19 protein-coding genes are annotated in these 19,654 nt (G+C 67.0%); 17 read left to right on the top strand and 2 right to left on the bottom strand.

The annotated features are described in order from the left end of the window. The first annotated feature begins 13 nt into the window (after positions 1-13). From dnaJ to leuA, 8 genes are all read left to right on the top strand, one after another. Positions 14-1,132 carry a molecular chaperone DnaJ gene (gene dnaJ, locus E3T40_RS07405; protein WP_104169680.1) on the top strand — a complete coding sequence of 373 codons (1,119 nt, stop codon included), beginning with the start codon at positions 14-16 and terminating at the stop codon, positions 1,130-1,132. 6 nt (positions 1,133-1,138) lie between these two features. Further along, on the top strand, positions 1,139-1,879 hold the full coding sequence (locus E3T40_RS07400) for a 16S rRNA (uracil(1498)-N(3))-methyltransferase (protein ID WP_104169681.1): 741 nt from the start codon (positions 1,139-1,141) through the stop codon (positions 1,877-1,879). A 22-nt stretch (positions 1,880-1,901) separates the two neighbouring features. Next, entirely contained in the window at positions 1,902-2,279 is a 378-nt protein-coding gene (locus E3T40_RS07395) for an HIT domain-containing protein (protein WP_104169682.1), read from the top strand. Between the two features lie 49 nt (positions 2,280-2,328). After that, positions 2,329-3,345 (top strand): PhoH family protein, encoded by a 1,017-nt coding sequence (locus E3T40_RS07390; RefSeq protein ID WP_104194851.1) that lies wholly within the window; start codon positions 2,329-2,331, stop codon positions 3,343-3,345. Then, the gene (ybeY, locus tag E3T40_RS07385) at positions 3,342-3,809 is read left to right on the top strand and encodes an rRNA maturation RNase YbeY (RefSeq protein WP_104169683.1); all 468 of its coding nucleotides are present in this window, start codon (positions 3,342-3,344) and stop codon (positions 3,807-3,809) included. Before E3T40_RS07390 ends, ybeY begins: the two co-directional genes overlap by 4 nt. Further along, a complete protein-coding gene (locus E3T40_RS07380; RefSeq protein ID WP_104169684.1) occupies positions 3,806-5,122 on the top strand; it encodes a hemolysin family protein in 1,317 nt (438 codons plus the stop codon). Before ybeY ends, E3T40_RS07380 begins: the two co-directional genes overlap by 4 nt. Beyond that, positions 5,115-6,017: a GTPase Era gene (gene era / locus E3T40_RS07375; RefSeq protein ID WP_104099992.1), complete on the top strand. Its 903-nt coding sequence runs from the start codon at positions 5,115-5,117 to the stop codon at positions 6,015-6,017. The genes E3T40_RS07380 and era overlap by 8 nt, the downstream gene beginning before the upstream one ends. Positions 6,018-6,325: 308 nt before the next feature. Then, the gene (gene leuA, locus E3T40_RS07370; RefSeq protein ID WP_134543037.1) at positions 6,326-8,098 is read left to right on the top strand and encodes a 2-isopropylmalate synthase; all 1,773 of its coding nucleotides are present in this window, start codon (positions 6,326-6,328) and stop codon (positions 8,096-8,098) included. Positions 8,099-8,232: 134 nt separating this feature from the next. Here leuA and E3T40_RS07365 read toward each other — a convergent pair whose 3' ends face one another. Together E3T40_RS07365 and E3T40_RS07360 are read right to left on the bottom strand one after the other, a co-directional pair. Then, positions 8,233-8,973: a hypothetical protein gene (locus tag E3T40_RS07365; protein ID WP_174843655.1), complete on the bottom strand. Its 741-nt coding sequence runs from the start codon at positions 8,971-8,973 to the stop codon at positions 8,233-8,235. Positions 8,974-9,083: 110 nt separating this feature from the next. Further along, positions 9,084-9,782 carry a trimeric intracellular cation channel family protein gene (locus E3T40_RS07360; RefSeq protein ID WP_233194007.1) on the bottom strand — a complete coding sequence of 233 codons (699 nt, stop codon included), beginning with the start codon at positions 9,780-9,782 and terminating at the stop codon, positions 9,084-9,086. Between the two features lie 78 nt (positions 9,783-9,860). On the opposite strand from E3T40_RS07360, the gene recO reads away from it, so the two are divergent. From recO to E3T40_RS07320, 9 genes are all read left to right on the top strand, one after another. After that, a complete protein-coding gene (gene recO, locus E3T40_RS07355) occupies positions 9,861-10,583 on the top strand; it encodes a DNA repair protein RecO (RefSeq protein ID WP_104099989.1) in 723 nt (240 codons plus the stop codon). Beyond that, entirely contained in the window at positions 10,580-11,410 is an 831-nt protein-coding gene (locus E3T40_RS07350) for an isoprenyl transferase (RefSeq protein ID WP_104194227.1), read from the top strand. Before recO ends, E3T40_RS07350 begins: the two co-directional genes overlap by 4 nt. Positions 11,411-11,450: 40 nt before the next feature. Then, positions 11,451-12,110 carry a DsbA family protein gene (locus E3T40_RS07345; protein WP_104169687.1) on the top strand — a complete coding sequence of 220 codons (660 nt, stop codon included), beginning with the start codon at positions 11,451-11,453 and terminating at the stop codon, positions 12,108-12,110. Then, a complete protein-coding gene (locus E3T40_RS17305) occupies positions 12,107-12,232 on the top strand; it encodes a hypothetical protein (RefSeq protein ID WP_255408566.1) in 126 nt (41 codons plus the stop codon). The genes E3T40_RS07345 and E3T40_RS17305 overlap by 4 nt, the downstream gene beginning before the upstream one ends. A 45-nt stretch (positions 12,233-12,277) precedes the next feature. Next, entirely contained in the window at positions 12,278-13,450 is a 1,173-nt protein-coding gene (gene dusB, locus E3T40_RS07340) for a tRNA dihydrouridine synthase DusB (RefSeq protein ID WP_104169688.1), read from the top strand. Further along, positions 13,443-14,693, top strand: coding sequence for a deoxyguanosinetriphosphate triphosphohydrolase (locus E3T40_RS07335; protein WP_174843654.1), 1,251 nt, complete (start codon positions 13,443-13,445; stop codon positions 14,691-14,693). The genes dusB and E3T40_RS07335 overlap by 8 nt, the downstream gene beginning before the upstream one ends. Before the next feature lie 94 nt (positions 14,694-14,787). Then, a complete protein-coding gene (gene dnaG / locus E3T40_RS07330) occupies positions 14,788-16,650 on the top strand; it encodes a DNA primase (RefSeq protein ID WP_104169690.1) in 1,863 nt (620 codons plus the stop codon). 166 nt (positions 16,651-16,816) lie between these two features. Then, positions 16,817-18,454, top strand: coding sequence for an ABC transporter substrate-binding protein (locus tag E3T40_RS07325; RefSeq protein ID WP_104169691.1), 1,638 nt, complete (start codon positions 16,817-16,819; stop codon positions 18,452-18,454). A gap of 110 nt (positions 18,455-18,564) precedes the next feature. After that, entirely contained in the window at positions 18,565-19,653 is a 1,089-nt protein-coding gene (locus E3T40_RS07320) for an ABC transporter permease (RefSeq protein ID WP_134543036.1), read from the top strand. Position 19,654 lies beyond the last annotated feature (1 nt).

The following is a 19,654-nucleotide window of genomic DNA, read 5'->3' as shown; positions in this document are numbered from 1 at the left end:
AGGAGAGCCAGCTTTGGCTGACCATTACGAAGTACTCGGCGTTGCCCGCGACGCCTCGACCGACGAGATCAAGAAGGCCTACCGCAGGCTGGCCCGGCAGCTGCACCCCGACGTGAACCCGGGCGCGGATGCATCCGAGCGCTTCAAATCCGTCACGCACGCCTACGACGTGCTCAGCGACGTCAAGCAACGCGACAACTACGACCGTGGCGGCAACGGCCGCTCGGGCGGCGGCGGAGGCGCCGGTTTCGACGGCAACTTCGGCAACTTCGGCGACATTTTCGAGACCTTCTTCGGCGGCGGGGGATCCAGCCGCGGGCCTCGGTCGCGCCGAGAGCGCGGCCAGGACGCCCTGATCCGGGTCGACCTCGACCTCGATGAGATCATCTTCGGCACGCACCGGGAGCTCGAGGTCGACACGGCCATCATGTGCGCGACCTGCAGCGGCACGTGCTGCCAGCCGGGCACCGCGCCCGTCACCTGCGACATCTGCCACGGCACCGGCACCATCCAGCGCGCCGTGCGGTCGCTGCTCGGCAATGTCATGACGAGCAGCCCCTGCGGTTCCTGCCGCGGCTACGGAACGATCATCGCCACTCCCTGCGTCACCTGCCAGGGCCAGGGCCGCGTGCGAGCGCGTCGCACGGTCCCCGTCGACATCCCGGCGGGGGTCGACACGGGCCTGCGCCTGCAGATGCCTGGCAGCGGCGAGGCAGGTCCGGCCGGCGGTCCCAACGGCGACCTCTACCTTGAGATGAAGGTGCGCCACCACGACGTGTTCAGCCGTGACGGCGACGACCTGCTCTGCACCCTCGAGGTGCCGATGACGGATGCCATCCTCGGCAGGTCCGCGACCGTCAAGGCGCTCGACGGCGACATCGAGGTCGAGCTCAGGCCGGGCACGCAGAGCGCCGAGATCATCACGGTCAAGGACCGCGGCGTCACCCGCCTGCGCGGGAACGGACGCGGCGACCTGAAGGTCGGCGTGCACGTGGTCACGCCGACCCGTCTCGACCACAAGGAGCGGGAGCTGATCGAGGCCTTTGCGGCCCGCCACAAGGCGCCGGCTCCTGCCCTCAGCGCCTTCCAGCAGGGACTTTTCGCCAAGCTGCGCGATCGGTTTCGCGGCTAGGCGTCGATGGCACACTTCTTCATCGATGAGGCGCTCCACGCCGCCGATTGCGTGCCGGGGGCGGTCGTCGGCATCGGCGGCGCCGAGGCCCGGCACGCGGTCACCGTCAGCCGGGTGCGCCCGGGCGAGCGCCTGCGGATCGGGAATGGGGCCGGGCTCATGCTCGCCGCCACCGTCGTTGACGCAGATGCGAGGCTGCTGACCCTGCGCGTCGAGACGGTGACCGTGACCGCGCTGCTGACGCCGCGCATCCGTCTGGTCCAGGCTCTCGCCAAGGGAGACCGGGACGAACTGGCTGTGCAGGCGGCCACGGAGCTCGGCATCGACGGGGTGATCCCGTGGGCCGCATCCCGCTCCGTGACGCGCTGGGAGGGAGCCAAAATCAAGAAGGGCCGGGATCGCTGGTCCAGCATCGTGCGCGAGGCCTCGAAACAGTCGATTCGCGCGTGGCTGCCCACGGTCGGGGAACCGGCGAGCACCAAAATGCTGGCCGAGCTGGCCGGCACTACCCGGATGCTGCTGCTGGAGCCCACCGCGAGCGAACGGCTGACCTCGCAGGCGGCGCCGACCGACGACCGGGATATCCTGCTCGTCGTCGGACCCGAGGGCGGCATCTCCCCGGCCGAGCTGACCCTGCTCGAGCAGGCAGGCGCCACCCGGGTGCGCCTGGGCGACAATGTGCTGCGCACCTCCACCGCCGGCCCGGCCGCCCTCTCCATCCTGAACGTGACGCTCGGCCGCTGGTAGCGCGTGAGCTTAAGATAGAGATATGTCTTCCACCGGCCAAGAACCGTCCATCTTCACTCGCATCGCCGCGCGCGAGGTCCCGGCGACCATCGTCGCCGAAACCGAACGGATCATCGCCTTCACCGACATCGCCCCGCAGGCGCCCGTGCATGTCGTCATCACGCCGAAAACATCCGAGTACAGCAACGTGGTCGAGCTCGCGGCCGGAGACCCCGGGCTGCTGACCGAACTCATCGAGGTGGCGCATGCTGTGGCGGCCCGGCTGTCCAACGGCCAGTTCCGGCTCGTGTTCAACACCGGCGCCAGCGTCGGGCAGACCGTTTTCCACGTCCACGCTCACCTGCTCGCCCCGCAGGCCGCCGGCGGAACCCTCGGGGAGGGAACGCTTGGTTTCCGGTGAGCCCGGGCCGGGCCAGGCCGAGGTGCACATCACGGTCGACGGCATTGCCATGGTGCGCCTGCTCGGCACCGACGACCGTCTGCTCGCCGCCGTCGAGAAGGAAAACCCCGGCGTCAGCGTGCACGTGCGCGGCAACGAGGTCACCCTCATCGGTGAGACCGAGCACGTCGAGGCGGCGCGTCGCCTGATCGAGGAGCTCCTGCTCATGGTGCGCGGCGGGCGTTACCTCGCCGAGTCCGAGGTGAGCACCTCCTCACGGATGCTCGACAAGGACAGCTCCACGAGCCCTTCCGAACGTCTGGGCCCGGCCATCCTCAGCTCCCGCGGCAAGAGCATCCGCCCCAAGACCATCGGGCAGAAGGAATACGTGGACGCCATCGACACCGACACCATCGTGTTCGGGATCGGGCCGGCCGGAACCGGCAAGACCTACCTCGCAATGGCCAAGGCTGTGCAGGCGCTGCAGCGCAAGGAGGTCGAACGGATCATCCTCACCCGCCCGGCCGTCGAGGCCGGGGAACGACTCGGCTTCCTGCCGGGCAGCCTCACCGAGAAGATCGACCCGTACCTGCGCCCCCTGTACGACGCCCTGAACGAGATGATGGACCCGGAACTCGTGCCCAAACTGCTCGCAGCCGGAACCATCGAGGTGGCCCCGCTCGCCTATATGCGCGGACGCACGCTCAACTCCTCCTTTGTCGTGCTCGATGAGGCGCAGAACACCACTGCCGAACAGATGAAGATGTTCCTCACCCGGTTGGGGTTCGGCTCGAAAATGGTCGTGACCGGGGACATCACCCAGATTGACCTTCCGGCGGGCTCGAGCGGGCTGCGCTTGGTGAGCCGGGTGCTCGACGGGGTCGACGACATCCGTTTCGTGCGTCTGACCAGTGCCGACGTCGTGCGGCACTCCCTGGTCGGCCGGATCGTCGACGCCTGGACCGCATACGACGCGCAGAAGCAGGCCGAGCGCTACGAAAGCGATCAGGCGCGGGAATTCGCAGGTCGCGGACCCGGCCGCCCCAACACTCCCCGCGACCGCCTTCCGAAACGGAGATCCTCTTGAGCATCGAACTCAACAACGAATCGACTATCCCGGTCGATGAGGCCGCCATCCTGCGTCTGGCCGCCTACGCTCTGGACTCCATGCACGTGCACTCTGACGCCGAACTGGCGATCGTCCTCGTCGACGAGGGTGCGATGGAGCAGCTGCACGTGCAATGGATGGATGAGCCGGGCCCCACCGACGTGCTCAGCTTCCCGATGGACGAATTGCGCCCGGGCACCGAAGACGCCGAGACCCCGCCGGGGCTGCTCGGCGACATCGTGCTCTGCCCGCAGGTGGCCCAGGGCCAGGCCGAGACAGCCGGGCACAGCGCCCTCGAGGAACTCCTGCTGCTCACCACGCACGGCGTGCTGCACCTGCTCGGATTCGACCACGTGGAACCCGCCGAGGAGAAGGAAATGTTCGGCATCCAGCGAGACATCCTGATCGGCTTCGCCCTGCAGGAACGCCTCCGCGACCGATGATCGGGTGGTTTCTCACGGCGGCCATCCTGTTGGTCGCCTTCGGCGGCCTGATGGCCGCGGTGGACTCCGCCGTCACGAGCCAATCCCGGGCCGACATTCTTGACCTGGCCGAGAAGTCCCGTGCCAAGCGCTCCCTGACGGCGATCGCCGCCGACACCGGGGCGCACCTGAACACGATCAGTTTTGTACGGATCATCGCCGAGACCACGGCGGCCGTGCTGGTGACCCTCGTCTTCGCGACCACGATCGAGGAGCTGTGGCTGGCACTGCTACTGTCCTCCCTGCTGATGACCGCGGTCTCCTTCGTGCTCGTCGGCGCCAGCCCGCGCAGCGTGGGCCGAGCCCACCCCGTGGAGTTGCTCTCCGCGACCGCCCCGTTGGTGCACTTCCTCCGGGTGCTCCTCGGCCCCATCGCCAACGCGCTTGTCGCCCTCGGCAACCGGGTCACCCCCGGGCGCACCCGGCTGGCCACGTTCACGTCGGAGGTCCAGCTGCTTAGCATGGTCGACGAGGCCACCGAGCTCGACGTCCTCGAGGAGGACGACCGGGAACTGATCCACTCGATCTTCGAGTTCAACGAGACCGTCGTGCGCGAGGTGATGATTCCGCGCACCGACATGGTCACCATCGAAGCGGACTCATCGATCGGCGCGGCGATGGGCCTGTTCCTGAGTAAGGGCTTCTCCCGGGTGCCGGTCATCGACGGCGAAGTGGATGACGTCACGGGCATCCTGTACCTGCGCGATGTGGCCCGGCTCGTCTACGAGCGGCCGCCGAACGCGGAGAGCCTCACGGTGCGGGAGCTCGAGCGACCGGCCGTCTTCGTGCCCGAGTCGAAGAAAGCCGACGCGCTGCTCCGCCAGATGCAGCTCGAGTCAAACCACCTCGCGATGGTGGTCGACGAGTATGGTGGCATCGCCGGACTGGTCACCCTTGAAAACCTGATCGAGGAACTCGTGGGAGACATTTCCGACGAGTACGACCGCGACGTTGTGGAGGTCGAGGGACTCGGCGACGGTCGCTTCCGGGTGAGCGCGCGGCTTCCGGTCGACGAGCTCGGTGAACTGTTCGACCTGGAACTGGACGACGACGAGGTTGATTCGGTGGGTGGCCTGCTGGCCAAGGCCCTCGGGCGCTTGCCGGTGGCGGGTTCGGTCGCCAGGGCGAGCGGGTTGGTCCTCACCGCCGAACGCACCGAAGGCCGCCGCAAACGAATCAGCACCGTGCTGGTTGAACGAGACCAAGCGCTGATAGACGCGCAGAACGCATTCCTCGGAGTGTCGGACGATGAGAGAGTGGATGGTCATGACTGAAGTAGAAGGATTCCGAGCGGGGTTCGTGTCGTTCGTGGGACGCCCCAACGTGGGCAAATCCACGCTGACGAACGCGCTGGTCGGGGAGAAGGTCGCGATCACGTCGTCGAAGCCGCAGACCACCCGGCGCGCCATCCGCGGCATCGTGCACCAGAAGAACGGTCAGCTGATTCTGGTCGACACCCCGGGTATCCACAAGCCGCGCACCCTGCTGGGCGAACGACTGAACAGCCTCGTGCAGTCGACGCTGTCCGGCGTGGACGTGGTGGGCCTCTGCATTCCGGCCAACGAGCCGATCGGCCCGGGCGACCGGTTCATCAACGAGCAGCTGGACAACTTTCCGCGGGCCCGCAAGGTGGCCATCGTGACCAAGATCGACATGTCCTCCAAAACCAGTGTCGCCAACCAGCTCCTCGCCGTGTCACAGCTGCGTGACTGGGAGGCGATCGTGCCGATCTCGGCGACCAGCCGCATCCAGCTCGATATCCTCAGCGCGGAGCTGCTGCGCCTGCTGCCCTTGTCGGATGCCCCGCTCTACCCGGCCGACGCGGTCACCGACGAGAGCCTCGAGTCGCGCATCTCGGAGTACATCCGGGAGGCGGCGCTCGAGGGCGTCACCGACGAGCTGCCGCACTCGATCGCCGTGACCATTGACGACATCATCGAACGCGACGACCAGGAACTGGTCGAGATCTACGCGAACCTGTTCGTCGAGCGCGACAGCCAGAAGGGCATCATCATCGGCAAATCCGGCAGCCGGTTGAAGGATGTTGGTGTGCGCGCCCGCAAACAGATCGAACCGCTGGTGGGAAAGCGGGTCTTCCTCTCGCTCCGGGTCAAGGTCGCCAAGGAGTGGCAGCGCGACCCGAAACAGCTGGGCCGCCTCGGTTTCTAGCCGGCACTCCGCCTGCACCCCGAACCGCCAGCACCCCGAACGAATTCGACGGAGATTTTGCCTGTATCGGCCCCGGACAGCCGGAAAACCGGCCATTTCCCGAAATTCTCCGTCGAATTCGTTCAACGCCGGATGCGATCGGGTGGCGTGACCCGATCCGCTGCCGAGGGTGCTGCCGAGGGTGGTAGCCTGCACTTATGTTTTTCGGTGAGCTGCTTCTTCGCTGCCGCGTCGAGTCCTAATCTGAGGCCTCCCTCGTCGCGGAGTTCGTCGTTGGCTACCCACCATTCGCGAGGAGATCCCAGATCATGAAAAACAATCAGACCGCATCCCAGATGCCGATTCACAAGTACCGCCCGTATCAGGAGCAGTTCACGATCGAGCTGCCCGACCGTACCTGGCCGGACAAGCACATCACCGCGGCCCCGCGCTGGTGCGCCGTCGACCTGCGGGATGGCAACCAGGCGCTGATCGATCCGATGAGTCCCGAGCGCAAGCGCATCATGTTCGACATGCTCGTTCGGATGGGCTACAAGGAGATCGAGGTCGGCTTCCCGTCGGCCAGCCAGACCGACTTCGACTTCGTGCGCAGCCTGATCGACGGAAATGCCATTCCAGACGACGTGACCATCCAGGTGCTCACCCAGGCGCGTGAGCACCTGATCCGGCGCACCTACGAGTCGATCGCGGGCGCCAGGCAGGCCATCGTCCACCTCTACAACTCCACCAGCGTGCTGCAGCGCAAGGTCGTGTTCCGCGAAGACAAGCAGGGCATCATCGACATCGCGTTGGCCGGCGCGCGTCTCTGCCGCGCCGCCGAGGCATCCGTCCCCGGCACCACGGTCTACTACGAGTACTCCCCGGAGAGCTACACCGGTACCGAGCTGGGATTCGCCGTCGACGTCTGCAACCAGGTGCTGGAGGTCCTCGAGCCCACGCCGGAGCGCAAGGTCATCATCAACCTGCCCGCGACCGTCGAGATGGCCACACCCAACGTCTACGCCGACTCCATCGAGTGGATGTCCCGCCACCTCGCCCACCGCGAGAACGTGCTCATCTCCCTGCACCCGCACAACGACCGCGGCACAGCCATCGCGGCCGCGGAACTGGGCTACCTGGCCGGGGCCGACCGCATCGAAGGCTGTCTGTTCGGCAACGGGGAGCGCACGGGCAACGTCGACCTGGTGGCGTTGGGCGTCAACCTGTTCACCCAGGGCATCGACCCGCAGATCGACTTCAGCAACATCGACGAGGTCAAGCGCACCGCGGAGTACTGCAACCAGCTGCCTGTGCCCGAGCGCAGCCCCTGGGCCGGCGACCTGGTCTTCACCGCGTTCAGCGGCTCGCACCAGGACGCCATCAAGAAGGGCTTCGAGGCCATGGCAGTGGATGCCGCCACGCAGGACTGCGGCGTCGACGACCTGCTCTGGGCGGTCCCGTACCTGCCGATCGACCCGAAGGACCTTGGACGCAGCTACGAAGCCGTGATCCGGGTCAACTCCCAGTCCGGCAAGGGCGGCGTGGCCTACCTGCTCAAGACCGACCACGCCCTGGACCTGCCGCGCAAGCTGCAGATCGAATTCTCCGGCGTCGTGCAGTCCAAGACCGACCAGGAGGGCGGCGAGGTCACCAGTGAGCAGATCTGGGAGATCTTCAACGACGAGTACCTGCCGGCCAGCCACACCACGCCCGACGCGAAGTGGGGTCGGTTCGAGCTGCACGCCACGCGCACCTCGAGCGACCTCTCCGGTTCGGTCGAACTGTCCGTTGACCTGCGCGACGACACGATCGTGTCCAGCGCGGTCGGCGCGGGCAACGGCCCGATCGCGGCGTTCCTCGGCGTGATGGCCGAACGCGGCATCGCCATCACCCTCTACGACTTCGTCGAGCACGCCATGTCGGCCGGCGGCGACGCCCTCGCCGCGGCCTACGTCGAACTCGACGTCAACGGCACGCGGTTCTGGGGCGTCGGCATCGACGCGGACATCTCGACCGCCTCGCTCAAGTCGGTGGTGTCGGCGGTCAACCGCGGCATCCGCGCCGAGGCTGGCGAGCGGTCTCTGGCGGACGCGACCGCCTGACCCCGGGTAGCCTCAGCCGGCACGTGAACTCAGTCGGCGCGTGAGCAGAAAATCGCCAGCCCGGCCGAGTGCCTTCCCCGGGGGAGGCGCTCGGCCGGAGCGATGGTTCTCGGCTGCGTGCTGTCAGTCCGGCTCTAGACCCGCGCCGTGTCCTTCGTCTTCGCCCGGTGCGTCGGAGTGACGTGAGTCGGGTCGGCAGTCGCCCTGGCCGGTCGTGCCTTGGGCGCAGGGGTCAGCACCATCGTGCAGTCGTCGATCGCGCCGGCGAGCAGGTCGTAGAGCTGGCCGTCCGGGTCGGGAACGCACGCTTCCGCGATGCCCTGCACGGACACCCGGATGATGGTCTCCGCCGTGCGGTCCGTGAACTTGCTCCGAGACCAGGACCCCATCGAGGCGATGAATTCTCGCGCCCACCGTTCGGTCGCCGGTGCCGCGTCAAACGAATTGCGGATGCGCAGGGCGACGTCGTCGGGAATGGTGCCGTTGGCCTCGGTCAGGTACCGTTCGCAGTTGAGGATCCCCACGGCGAGGGCCCGTTGGTGGTCTGCACTCGTGACCGGGAGGGCGGATGTGGCCGCCCGCAGAGCGATCAGCAGGCGCACCCGTGCGTTGTCCCCGCGCAAACCGATCACCGACGGGATCAGCGGGACCAGCCGGGCCCGGGCGGTGTCCGACGTGCAGTCGTTCACCATCCGAGCGACGGAGGCGAGTAACGGATGAGTGCAGGCAGGGTGGTCACTCCAGGCCACTCCGGCGAGATAGGAGGCGAACTCCATGAAACAGGCGCCGGAACGCGGGTTTCTGTGCTTGCCTCGGGACAGGACCGGCATCAAATCCGGCATCGAATCGGGCACGTTGCCCTTCATCATGTTCATGAGGTTCCTCCAAACGACGTGAGATCTTCTTACCAGTCTGACCCGGGACGCAATGAAAGGCGAGAGCGGAATCCGTCGTTTGTGGACCAGTTTCGGGCCCAGTCGGGGCCTCAGGCCCCGCGGTTCCTGCGCCGCCGGAAGGCGACGATATTGTCGCGCCGCCACCGGGGCCAACTGCCGATCGCGCGCTGCTGCGGCAGGCTCCAGCCGTACCGCGCGGCGAGGATCCGGATGAGCGTCGTCACCACGACGCAGGCGATCCCGGCGATGGTGACGGGCACCTGCAGCATGAAGAGCACCACGAGCAGGCCGCTGCCGACCCCGGCCGCGACGGCGTAGAACGAGCCGACGTGCATCACGGCGATCGGCACGTTCAGCATCATGTCCCGCAGGGCCGACCCACCCACCGCCGTGACGACCCCGACGAACAGGGCCGGGACCTCCGGCAGGCCGACGGCGAGTGCCTTGCTCGTGCCGAGGGCGCCGAACAGCCCGATGGTCACGGCGTCGAGGGCGATGATGAACGGGCCGAGCCGGTTGAACAGGCTCTGCAGCAGCATGCCGAGCAGAGCCGCCCCCGCGCACACCGGCAGGTACCAGTTACTCTGCAGCGCGGCCGGCACGCCGCCCAGCAGGATATCGCGGAGCAAACCGCCGCCGAGCCCCACGGTGACGCCGATCAGCGCGATGCCGAGCAGGTCGAAGCGGCGGTCGGTGAAGCGGCCGGCGAACATGGCGCCCTGCACGGCTCCGATGGCCACGGCCGTGAGGTCGAGCCAGAGCGGGATGAAGAATGAGGTGGAGGGCACCCCTAATGAAACCACTGAAACGGTGGGTATCGGCGCGCTTGACGACCCCGCGCTCCCGCCAGGTGGGAGAATTCAAGGGTGCCTGTCTACCGTGATGATGTCGTCGTGCTGCGCACCCAGAAACTGGGCGAAGCCGACCGCATCGTCACCATGCTCACGCGCCAGCACGGGAAGGTGCGCGCGGTCGCCAAGGGTGTGCGCCGCACCGCGTCGAAATTCGGGGCCCGGCTCGAACCGTTCATGGTCGCCGACGTGCAGCTTTGGGAGGGGCGGAGCCTCGACGTCATCACGCAGGCGGAGTCCATCGCTTCTTACGGAGCCCTGATCACGGCCGACTACCCGAGCTACACGGCGGCCAGCGCCATGGTCGAAACCGCCGACAAACTCACCGAGGCGGAGGGTTCGCTGCAGCAATACCTGCTGCTCGTGGGTGCCCTCCGGTCGCTCTCCCGCCGTGAGCACGGCGCCGGCCTCACCCTCGACTCCTATCTGCTCCGAGCACTGTCGATGGCCGGCTGGGCACCCAGTTTCCAGGACTGCGCACGGTGCGGAGCCCGGGGAGCCCACTCCGCGATGGTTGTGCAGGCTGGCGGGATCGTCTGCGACGATTGCGCAGCCCCTGGTTCGCCGAGGCTCGATCCGGCCACCATCACCCTGCTCGGCTCCCTCCTGACCGGCGACTGGGAGCACACCAAATCCACCCCGCCCCAGACCAGAGCCCAGGCCACCGGGGTTGTCGCCGCCTACACGCAGTGGCACCTCGGACGCGGCCTTCGATCGTTGGAACACGTGAGTCGATGACCCCTGCGCCCTTCCTCAATCCCTTCGGCCAGAAGCCCCTGACCCACAAGGATGCGGTGCCGTTCAAACCCTTGGACTGGACGGGCCTGTACCCGCCCGCCCTGCCGAAGCAGGCCGTTCCCGAGCACGTGGCGGTTGTGATGGACGGCAACGGCCGGTGGGCGAACGCGCGCGGGCTGCCTCGGGTGGAAGGCCACAAGGCGGGGGAGGCCGCGCTTCTCGACGTCGTCGCCGGGGCCATCCAGATCGGCGTCAAACACCTGAGCGTCTACGCGTTCTCCACCGAGAACTGGAAGCGGTCACCCGACGAGGTTCGCTTCCTGATGGGATTCAACCGGGACGTTCTGCACCGCCGGCGCGATCAGCTCAACGAATGGGGGGTGCGCGTGCGGTGGGCCGGACGCAAGCCCCGGCTGTGGGCATCCGTCATCAAGGAACTGCAGTTCGCCGAACGGCTGACCACCGGAAACGACGTGCTCACCCTCACCATGTGCGTGAACTATGGCGGGCGCACCGAGATCGCGGATGCCGTGCGCGCCTTGGCTGAGGACGTGGCCGCAGGCAGGTTGAAGCCCGCCGGGATCACCGAGAAGTCGATCCAGCGGTACCTGTACACCGCGGACCTCCCCGACGTGGACTTGTTCGTGCGCAGTTCGGGGGAGCAGCGCACCAGCAACTTTCTGCTCTGGCAGAGCGCCTACGCGGAGATGGTGTTTTTGGACACCCTCTGGCCGGACTTCGGCCGTGGGGACCTGTGGCGGGCGATCGAGCTCTACGCGGCCCGTAACCGCCGCTACGGCGGCGCCGTGGACGCGCCGACCGTCTAGGCCGGGAATACAACGTGGGGCTCCATCGGTTGACCTCACAGTGAGTGAAGCCATCAAAGTAGACATCTGGTCCGACGTTCAGTGCCCCTGGTGCTACATCGGAAAGCGCAAGTTCGAGGCCGGGGCGGCCCTGTTCGACGGGAACGTCGAGGTTGAATATCACAGCTTTGAACTCGCCCCGGATACCCCGGTCGACTTCGATGGCAGCCCCGTCGACTACCTCAGTCAGCGTAAGGGCCTGCCGGTCGCCGAGGTCGAGCAGATGCTCGAGCGCGTCACCGGCATTGCCGAGAGCGTCGGGCTGCACTACGACTACGACTCCGTGCATCAGACCAACACTGTCATCTCGCACGAGCTGCTGCACTACGCGAAGGCGCACGGCCGCCAGCTCGACATGAAAGAACGACTGCTCAAGGCCTACTTCGTCGACGGCCGCCACGTCGGCCGGATCGCCGACCTCGCAGACCTCGCCGCCGAAATCGGCCTGGACCGTGACGACGTCATCCGCGCCCTGACCGCCCACGACTTCCTCTCGGATGTCAAGGCCGACGTCGCTCAGGCCAACGCCTACGGCATCCAGGGGGTGCCCTTCTTTGTCATCGACGGCAAATACGGGATCTCCGGCGCCCAGGACCCCGACACCTTCGCCCAGGCCCTCCGCCAGGCGCACACCGAAAAATCCGAGGACAAGAACAAATGAGCGACGCACCCGACACCACCACCCCGGTCGCCCCCGCCGAGGCCGCGTCCGTTCCCACGATCGAACTTCTCGGCCAAGCCGCGGCCGGCGGATGCTGCGGCGGCGGCTCCTGCGGCGTCTAGCCGGGTCGTCAGGTAGGCGTCCCGGCGTGGGGGAGAATTGAACGGATGACTTCCGTAACCCAGACCAGCCCGGCGAACCTCACGATCGGCCCGCTCACGCTCGACGTGCCCGTCGTTCTCGCGCCCATGGCAGGGATTACCAACACGGCGTTCCGTCGTCTGTGCCGTGAATACGGCGCAGGCCTCTATGTCAGCGAGATGATAACCTCCCGTGCGCTGGTCGAACGCACGCCGGAGTCGATGCGACTGATCAACCATCACGAGAGCGAAAAGACCCGCTCAATCCAGCTGTACGGCGTGGACCCGAAGACCGTTGCCGAGGCGGTCACCCTGCTTGTGGCCGAGGACCGGGCCGACCACATCGACCTCAACTTCGGCTGCCCGGTTCCCAAGGTCACCCGCAAGGGCGGCGGCGCCGCCCTGCCCTGGAAGCTCGGGCTCTTCCGTCAGATCGTCGAGGGTGCCGTCACCGCGGCCGGTGACGTGCCGGTTACCGTCAAGATGCGCAAGGGCATCGACTCCGACCATCTGACCTATCTGGAGGCCGGCAAGGCGGCGGAGGGCGCCGGTGTCGCGGCCATCGCCCTGCATGCCCGCACGGCCGCCGAGTACTACTCCGGCCAGGCCGATTGGTCCGCCATCGCGACCCTCAAGAAAACCGTCACGAGCGTGCCCGTGCTCGGCAACGGCGACATCTGGTCCGCCGAGGACGCCCTGCGCATGGTCGCGGAGACCGGCTGTGACGGCGTCGTCGTCGGGCGCGGCTGCCTGGGCCGCCCCTGGCTGTTTGGTGACCTCGCCGCGGCCTTCCGCGGCGGCGAGTCCGGCGCGGCGGCTGCCAGGATCCAGCCCAACCTGGGCCAGGTCGCCGACGCCTTCCGCCGCCACGCGGTGCTCTTGACCGAGTTCTTCGAGAGCGAGGAGCGAGCCTGCCGGGACATCCGCAAGCATGTGGCCTGGTATTTCAAGGGCTACCCGGTCGGCGGCGACCTGCGGGCGAGCCTGGCCTCGGTCGTCTCGCTCGCGCAGCTCGACGATCTGCTGGGCACCCTCGACGGCGATCAGGACTACCCCGGCGAGGGCGCTGAGGGGCCCCGGGGTCGGGCCGGCAGCCCGAAGAAAACCTCACTTCCTGAACACTGGCTCGACTCCCAGGAGCTGGTGTCGGCGGAGCGCGCCAATCTGACCGAAGGTGAAGGGGACACAAGCGGTGGCTAATGAGACCGGATACAGCAGGCACGACGAGGAACGCTGGCTGCCTGAGGAGCACGGCTCCAGGCGCAGCGATTTCGCTCGCGACCGGGCCCGGCTTTTGCACTCGAGCGCTCTGCGCCGGTTGGCCGCGAAGACCCAGGTGTTGAGCCCGGCCGCCGGTCTCGATTTCGCGCGCAACCGACTCACCCATTCTCTCGAGGTCGCCCAGGTCGGGCGCGAACTCGCTCTGCGGCTGGGCCTCGACCCGGACATCGTCGACACCGCCTGCCTGGCGCACGACATCGGCCATCCGCCCTTCGGCCACAACGGCGAGAAGGCCCTCAACACCTGGTCTGCAGACATCGGCGGCTTCGAGGGCAACGCGCAGACGCTCCGCCTGCTCACCCGACTCGAACCCAAGGTCTTCGGCCGCCACGGCCGCAGCTATGGGCTCAATCTCACCCGGGCGAGCCTCGACGCGAGCTGCAAATACCCCTGGCCGGCCGACTCGTCGGTTGCCGATCCGAGCGGCCGCGCCAAGTACGGCTTCTACCCGGACGACAGGGAGGCCTTCGAGTGGATGCGCACCGGCGCCGCGGAGCGCCGGCGCTGCATCGAGGCGCAGGTGATGGACCTCTCCGACGACATCGCGTATTCCGTGCACGACTTCGAGGACGCCGTCTTCAACGGCTACATCGACGTCGGCCAGCTCGGCAGCCGGACCAACCACGAGTCGCTTCTGGCCACGATGACCGAGTGGACCGGCGATGGTCTCTCCGAGGAGGACCTGGCCGACGCCTTCGACCGGCTGGACTCGCTCAACGCCTGGCTTGAGACCTGGTCGGGCAGCCGCCGCGAGCAAGGCCTGCTGAAGAACCTGACCAGCCAGCTGATCGGCCGCTTCAGCGGTGCCGCCGTGCGCGCCACCCGCGACGCCAACCCGGGGGGCGACCTGATTCGGTTCGGCGCCCACGTGGTCGTGCCGCGGGAGGTCGAGGCGGAGATCGCCGTGCTCAAGGGCATCGTGGCGACCTTCGTGATGACGCGACAGACCCGCAAGCCCATCTACGTGGAGCAGAGGCAGGTGCTCACCCTGCTGGCGCGCACGCTGCACGCGACGGGGGACGAACACCTCGACGCGGGATACCGGGAGGACTGGCACGCAGCCGCCGACGCCGCAGCCCGCAAACGCGTCGTCGTCGACCAGGTCGCCAGCCTTACCGACCAGTCCGCGCTGGCCTGGTACGAACGCCTGGTAAAGCACTGACCCGCGCGAACAACAGCACGGACAGCACGGGCAGCACCGCACAGAACGACGACACCACACCGAACACCGACACGGGCAGGACTAACATTCAACTATGGCAGGCCTGATTCGACAAAACGACATCGAAGAGGTCAAGGCCCGAACCAACATCGCCGACATCGTCGGCGACTACGTGAGTCTCAAGTCCGCCGGCGTGGGATCGATGAAGGGACTGTGCCCCTTTCACGACGAGCGCAGCCCAAGCTTCCACGTGCGCCCACAGGTCGGTTTCTACCACTGCTTCGGTTGCGGCGAGAGCGGCGACGTCTACTCCTTTCTGCAGAAGATGGACCACGTCAGTTTCAGTGAGGCCGTCGAACGGCTCGCCGGCCGGGTCGGTATCGAGTTGCACTACGAGGGCGGCGCCGGCGAGGCTCCCGACCACACCAATCGGGCCCGCCTGTACGCCGCCAACCAGGCCGCGGCCGACTTCTTCGTGGAACGCCTCGGCAGCCCCGGCGCCCTGGTCGGGCGTACTTTCCTCGGTGAACGCGGCTTCGACTCCCTCGCGGCCGCCCGGTTTGGGGTCGGCTTCGCCCCGAAAAGCTGGGACGAGCTCACCAACCACCTGCGCGCCAGGGGGTTCTCCACCGAGGAACTCACGCTGTCCGGTCTCGTTTCCAGCGGCGACCGCGGCGTGTACGACCGGTTCCGCGGCCGCCTGGTCTGGCCGATCCGGGACATCACCGGGCAGACCATCGGCTTCGGGGCGCGTCGGCTCCTCGAAGACGACAAGGGACCCAAATATCTGAATACCCCCGAAACGCCGATCTACCACAAGTCCCAGGTGCTCTACGGGCTTGACCTCGCCAAACGCGACATCTCCCGAGGCCACCAGGTCGTCGTCGTGGAGGGCTACACCGACGTCATGGCCTGCCACCTTGCCGGGGTGACGACCGCGGTCGCCACCTGCGGCACATCCTTCGGGGTCGACCACATCAAGGTGCTGCGTCGCGTGCTCGGCGACGACAGCGGGGTCGGCGAGGTCGTGTTCACGTTCGATCCGGATGCCGCCGGCCAGAAGGCCGCCGTGCGCGCATTCAGCGAGGAGCAGCGTTTCTCCGCCCAGACGTACGTGGCCGTCGCGCCCGAGGGACTGGACCCCTGCGACCTGCGACTGCAGCGCGGCGATGACGCCGTGCGCCGGCTGATCGACTCGAAAAAGCCCATGTTCGAATTCATGATCCGGCAGTTGCTCGGCCAATACAACCTCGACACGGTGGAGGGTCGCGTCGCCGCGCTTCGCGCCGCGGCGCCGATCGTCGGCGACATCCGTGACCCGACCCTGCGACCCGGTTACACGCACGAGCTGGCGCGCATGCTCGGCATGGAGCTCGGCGAGGTCGGCAAGGCCGTCTCCGCCGCCCTGTCGCGCTCCCGGAGCACCGGTACGGCCACTCCGGGAGCTCGGTCGGGGGAGAACGAGCCGGCGCCCCGGGAGCAGCCGTTCTCCATGATCGACCTGGCGACCGACCCCGTCACCCGGCTGGAACGCGACGGCCTGATGGCCATGCTGCAGCGCCCTACCGTCGTCGGGGTGGATCTGATCCAGCGCGCCGCGGCGACGAACTTCGTGAACACCTCCCTGGCGGTGGTGCGCGACGCCATCGCGGCCACCGCGCCCCACCACGACGCCGTCGACTGGCTCGACCGCATCGTCGCCGAGGTTCCGGCCACGCTGGAAAACCTGGTCAAGGAGTTGGCGATGGCTTCCCTGCCCGAACGGTCCGAACGCGAAATCGGCCGCTACGTGCGCGACATCACCGTGGCCCTGATCGACCGGGACCTGCTTCGCCAGAAGGCCGAACTCCTCGGTCGGCTCCAGCGCGCGGATGCGACCAATCGCGACGTCTATGTGGCACTCCAGCGGGAGCTGGTGCGAGTCGAGTCCGAGCGCCGCAACCTCCGGGAGGAGTAGACCGGGCTCGTCTCGCCCGGCTCCTCCTTGGTTGCAGCTCGATAAAGATGCATCGTATTGCGCTGGGACACCGCGCATTCTGTGCTACTTCTTTTCCTACAGCAATGCTGGCCGCGCACGATTCCTGCGCCCGGCATCGGTTTTCTAGAGGAAGAGGCTCACGGCTATGGCATTCTCATCCACTTCACGCGCGAGAGGGCTCAGCGCCGCCGCGGTTGTCGCGGTCGCCGCGTTGACCCTGGCGGGCTGCTCCGCCGGCGGAACCGACGACGAGACCAGCTCGGGTGGCGAAGCCATCACGATCGGCACGACCGACAAGATCACGTCGCTCGACCCGGCCGGTTCCTACGACAACGGCTCGTTCGCGGTTCAGAACCAGGTCTTCCCATTCTTGATGAACACGCCCTACGGCAGTCCGGACGTCGAGCCCGACATCGCCACGGCCGCCGCGTTCACCAGCCCCAACGAGTACACGGTCACCCTCAAGCCCGGTCTGAAGTGGGCCAACGGCAACGAGCTCACCTCCTCCGACGTCAAGTTCACCTTCGACCGCCAGCTAGCGATCGCGGACGACAACGGCCCCTCCTCGCTGCTCTATAACCTGGACAGCGTCGCGGCCCCCGATGACACCACGGTTGTCTTCACCCTCAAGCAGGCGGACGACCAGATCTTCCCGCAGATCCTGTCCAGCCCGGCCGGCCCCATCGTCGACGAGGACACCTTCTCGGCCACGAAACTCACGCCGGACCAGGACATCGTCGACGCCAACGCGTTCGCCGGCCAGTACGTCATCACCAGCTACGACTTCAACAACCTGCTCGGCTACAAGGCCAACCCGGACTACGAGGGTCTCCTGGGCGCGGCCAAGACCGACGTCGTCAACGTGAAGTACTACGCCGACGCCTCCAATCTGAAGCTCGAAGTGCAGCAGGGTGATATCGACGTGGCGTTCCGTAGCCTGTCGGCCACCGACATCGAGGACCTGCGCGGCAACGACAAGGTCAAGGTCGTCGACGGACCCGGCGGCGAACTCCGCTACATCGTCTTCAACTTCGACACCCAGCCGTTCGGCGCCAAGACCGCCGAGGCCGACCCGGCCAAGGCCCTTGCCGTGCGCCAGGCCGTGGCCGACCTGGTCGACCGCGACGAAATCGCCGAGCAGGTCTACAAGGGCACGTACACCCCGGTGTACTCCTACGTTCCCGCCGGACTGACCGGTGCCACCGAGTCCCTCAAGGGCCTCTACGGCGACGGTGAGGGTGCCCCCGACGTCGACAAGGCCGCGGCAACCCTCAAGGCCGCCGGCGTGACCGGTCCGGTAAAGCTCAACCTCCAGTACAGTAACGACCACTACGGCCCGTCGTCCGGCGACGAGTACGCCCTGGTCAAGGACCAGCTGGAAGCCTCGGGCCTCTTCACCGTCAACCTGCAGACCACCGAGTGGGTTCAGTACTCGAAGGACCGCACGACGGATGTCTACCCCATCTACCAGCTCGGTTGGTTCCCGGACTACTCCGACGCCGACAACTACCTGACCCCGTTCTTTCTCGAAGGCGGCTTCCTCAAGAACCACTACAGCGACACGGTGGTCGACGCCCTGATCCTGAAGCAGGCCGTCACCGCCGATCCCGCCGAGCGCACCAAGCTCATCGAGGAGATCCAGGACAAGGTCGCCGCGCAGCTGTCGACCGTGCCGCTGCTCCAGGGCGCCCAGGTTGCCGTCACCGGCCCCGATGTGACCGGAACCAGCGACACGCTCGACGCGTCGTTCAAGTTCCGTTACGCGGCACTGGTCAAAGGTTAGTTCGTCAACCGGTTAGAGTTTCTCTAATTTGAATCCCGGGGGCATCCAGCCGCTTGCGCGCTGGGTGCCCCCGTCACGTTCTAATCGCACAGTCCTATCGTTAGGCAGGAATGACCACTGTGACCACGCGCCCCCCGTCGCCCCGCGCGACGGGACGCAAGAAACGTCCCGCAACTGACGGCGGGATCGGCCGGTACATCCTGATCCGCTTTCTGCTGATCTTTCCCACCATCTTCATCCTTGTGTCCATGGTCTTCTGGCTGATGCGCACGACCGGTGACCCGATCACGGCCGCTCTCGGCGGGCGTCTCGGGCCCGAGCAGCTGGCCGAGCGCATCCAGGCCGCCGGCTACGAACGGCCCATCTTCGTGCAGTACATCGAGTACCTGGGCCAGGTGTTCACCGGCAACTTCGGCACGACCATCAGCACCAACCGTCCCGTCTCCGAGATTCTGGTCACCTATGGGCTGGCCACGTTCGAGCTCGTCTTCTACGCCCTCGTCGTCGCGTTCATCGTCGGGATTCCCCTGGGCATGGTCGCCGCCTATTGGCGGGACAAATCCGCGGACGCCTTCCTCCGGGTTTTCGCGATCCTCTGCTACGCCACGCCGGTGTTCTTCTCCGGGCTGTTGTTTAAACTCGTCTTCGCCGTCTACCTCGACGTGCTTCCCGTCTCCGGGCGGGCCTCGACCGGTTCCGAGCTGCAGATGCAGCTGTTGCCGAACCAGACCGGCCTGTACACGATCGACGCCATCCTGACCGGGGACCCGACCGTGCTCGGGGACGTTCTCGAGCATGCCGTGCTCCCCGCGCTGACGCTCGGGCTGCTCACTGCGGGGGTCTTCCTCCGCCTCGTGCGCACCAACGTGATCGGAACCCTCGGCACCGATTACGTCGACGCCGCTCGCTCGCGTGGGGTGAGCGAGTTCCGCCTGGTGCGGAAGCACGCCTACCGGCCGGCCCTGATCCCGATCATCACCGTGATCGGCCTCCAGATCGCCCTGCTGCTCGGCGGCGCCGTGCTGACCGAGACCACCTTCGAATGGAAGGGCCTGGGCTTCATGCTCTCCGAGTTCCTCAAGGCCCGGGACTTCGTGGCCGTGCAGGGGATCGTCGCCCTGCTCGCCGTGATCGTCGCCCTCTCCAACTTTGTCGTCGATATCATCGCCGCACTGATCGACCCGAGAGTGAGGTACTGAG

The sequence above is a fragment of the Cryobacterium sp. TMT1-19 genome, from assembly GCF_004403055.1.
In the GTDB taxonomy this organism is placed as follows: domain Bacteria; phylum Actinomycetota; class Actinomycetes; order Actinomycetales; family Microbacteriaceae; genus Cryobacterium; species Cryobacterium sandaracinum.
The sequence above is the reverse complement of the archived record's forward strand: the minus strand, read 5'-3'. Positions and strand labels throughout refer to the sequence as shown.

Excerpts from the sequence above, each read along its gene's own strand:
- dnaG (WP_104169690.1), top strand. The coding sequence starts at position 14,788 with ATGGCAGGCCTGATTCGACAAAACGACATCGAAGAGGTCAAGGCCCGA.
- era (WP_104099992.1), top strand. The coding sequence starts at position 5,115 with ATGACTGAAGTAGAAGGATTCCGAGCGGGGTTCGTGTCGTTCGTGGGA.
- E3T40_RS07400 (WP_104169681.1), top strand. The coding sequence starts at position 1,139 with ATGGCACACTTCTTCATCGATGAGGCGCTCCACGCCGCCGATTGCGTG.
- E3T40_RS07395 (WP_104169682.1), top strand. The coding sequence starts at position 1,902 with ATGTCTTCCACCGGCCAAGAACCGTCCATCTTCACTCGCATCGCCGCG.
- E3T40_RS07390 (WP_104194851.1), top strand. The coding sequence starts at position 2,329 with ATGGTGCGCCTGCTCGGCACCGACGACCGTCTGCTCGCCGCCGTCGAG.
- E3T40_RS07365 (WP_174843655.1), bottom strand. The coding sequence starts at position 8,973 with ATGAACATGATGAAGGGCAACGTGCCCGATTCGATGCCGGATTTGATG.
- E3T40_RS07350 (WP_104194227.1), top strand. The coding sequence starts at position 10,580 with ATGACCCCTGCGCCCTTCCTCAATCCCTTCGGCCAGAAGCCCCTGACC.
- E3T40_RS07380 (WP_104169684.1), top strand. The coding sequence starts at position 3,806 with ATGATCGGGTGGTTTCTCACGGCGGCCATCCTGTTGGTCGCCTTCGGC.
- leuA (WP_134543037.1), top strand. The coding sequence starts at position 6,326 with ATGAAAAACAATCAGACCGCATCCCAGATGCCGATTCACAAGTACCGC.
- E3T40_RS07320 (WP_134543036.1), top strand. The coding sequence starts at position 18,565 with ATGACCACTGTGACCACGCGCCCCCCGTCGCCCCGCGCGACGGGACGC.
- dusB (WP_104169688.1), top strand. The coding sequence starts at position 12,278 with ATGACTTCCGTAACCCAGACCAGCCCGGCGAACCTCACGATCGGCCCG.
- E3T40_RS07325 (WP_104169691.1), top strand. The coding sequence starts at position 16,817 with ATGGCATTCTCATCCACTTCACGCGCGAGAGGGCTCAGCGCCGCCGCG.
- E3T40_RS17305 (WP_255408566.1), top strand. The coding sequence starts at position 12,107 with ATGAGCGACGCACCCGACACCACCACCCCGGTCGCCCCCGCCGAGGCC.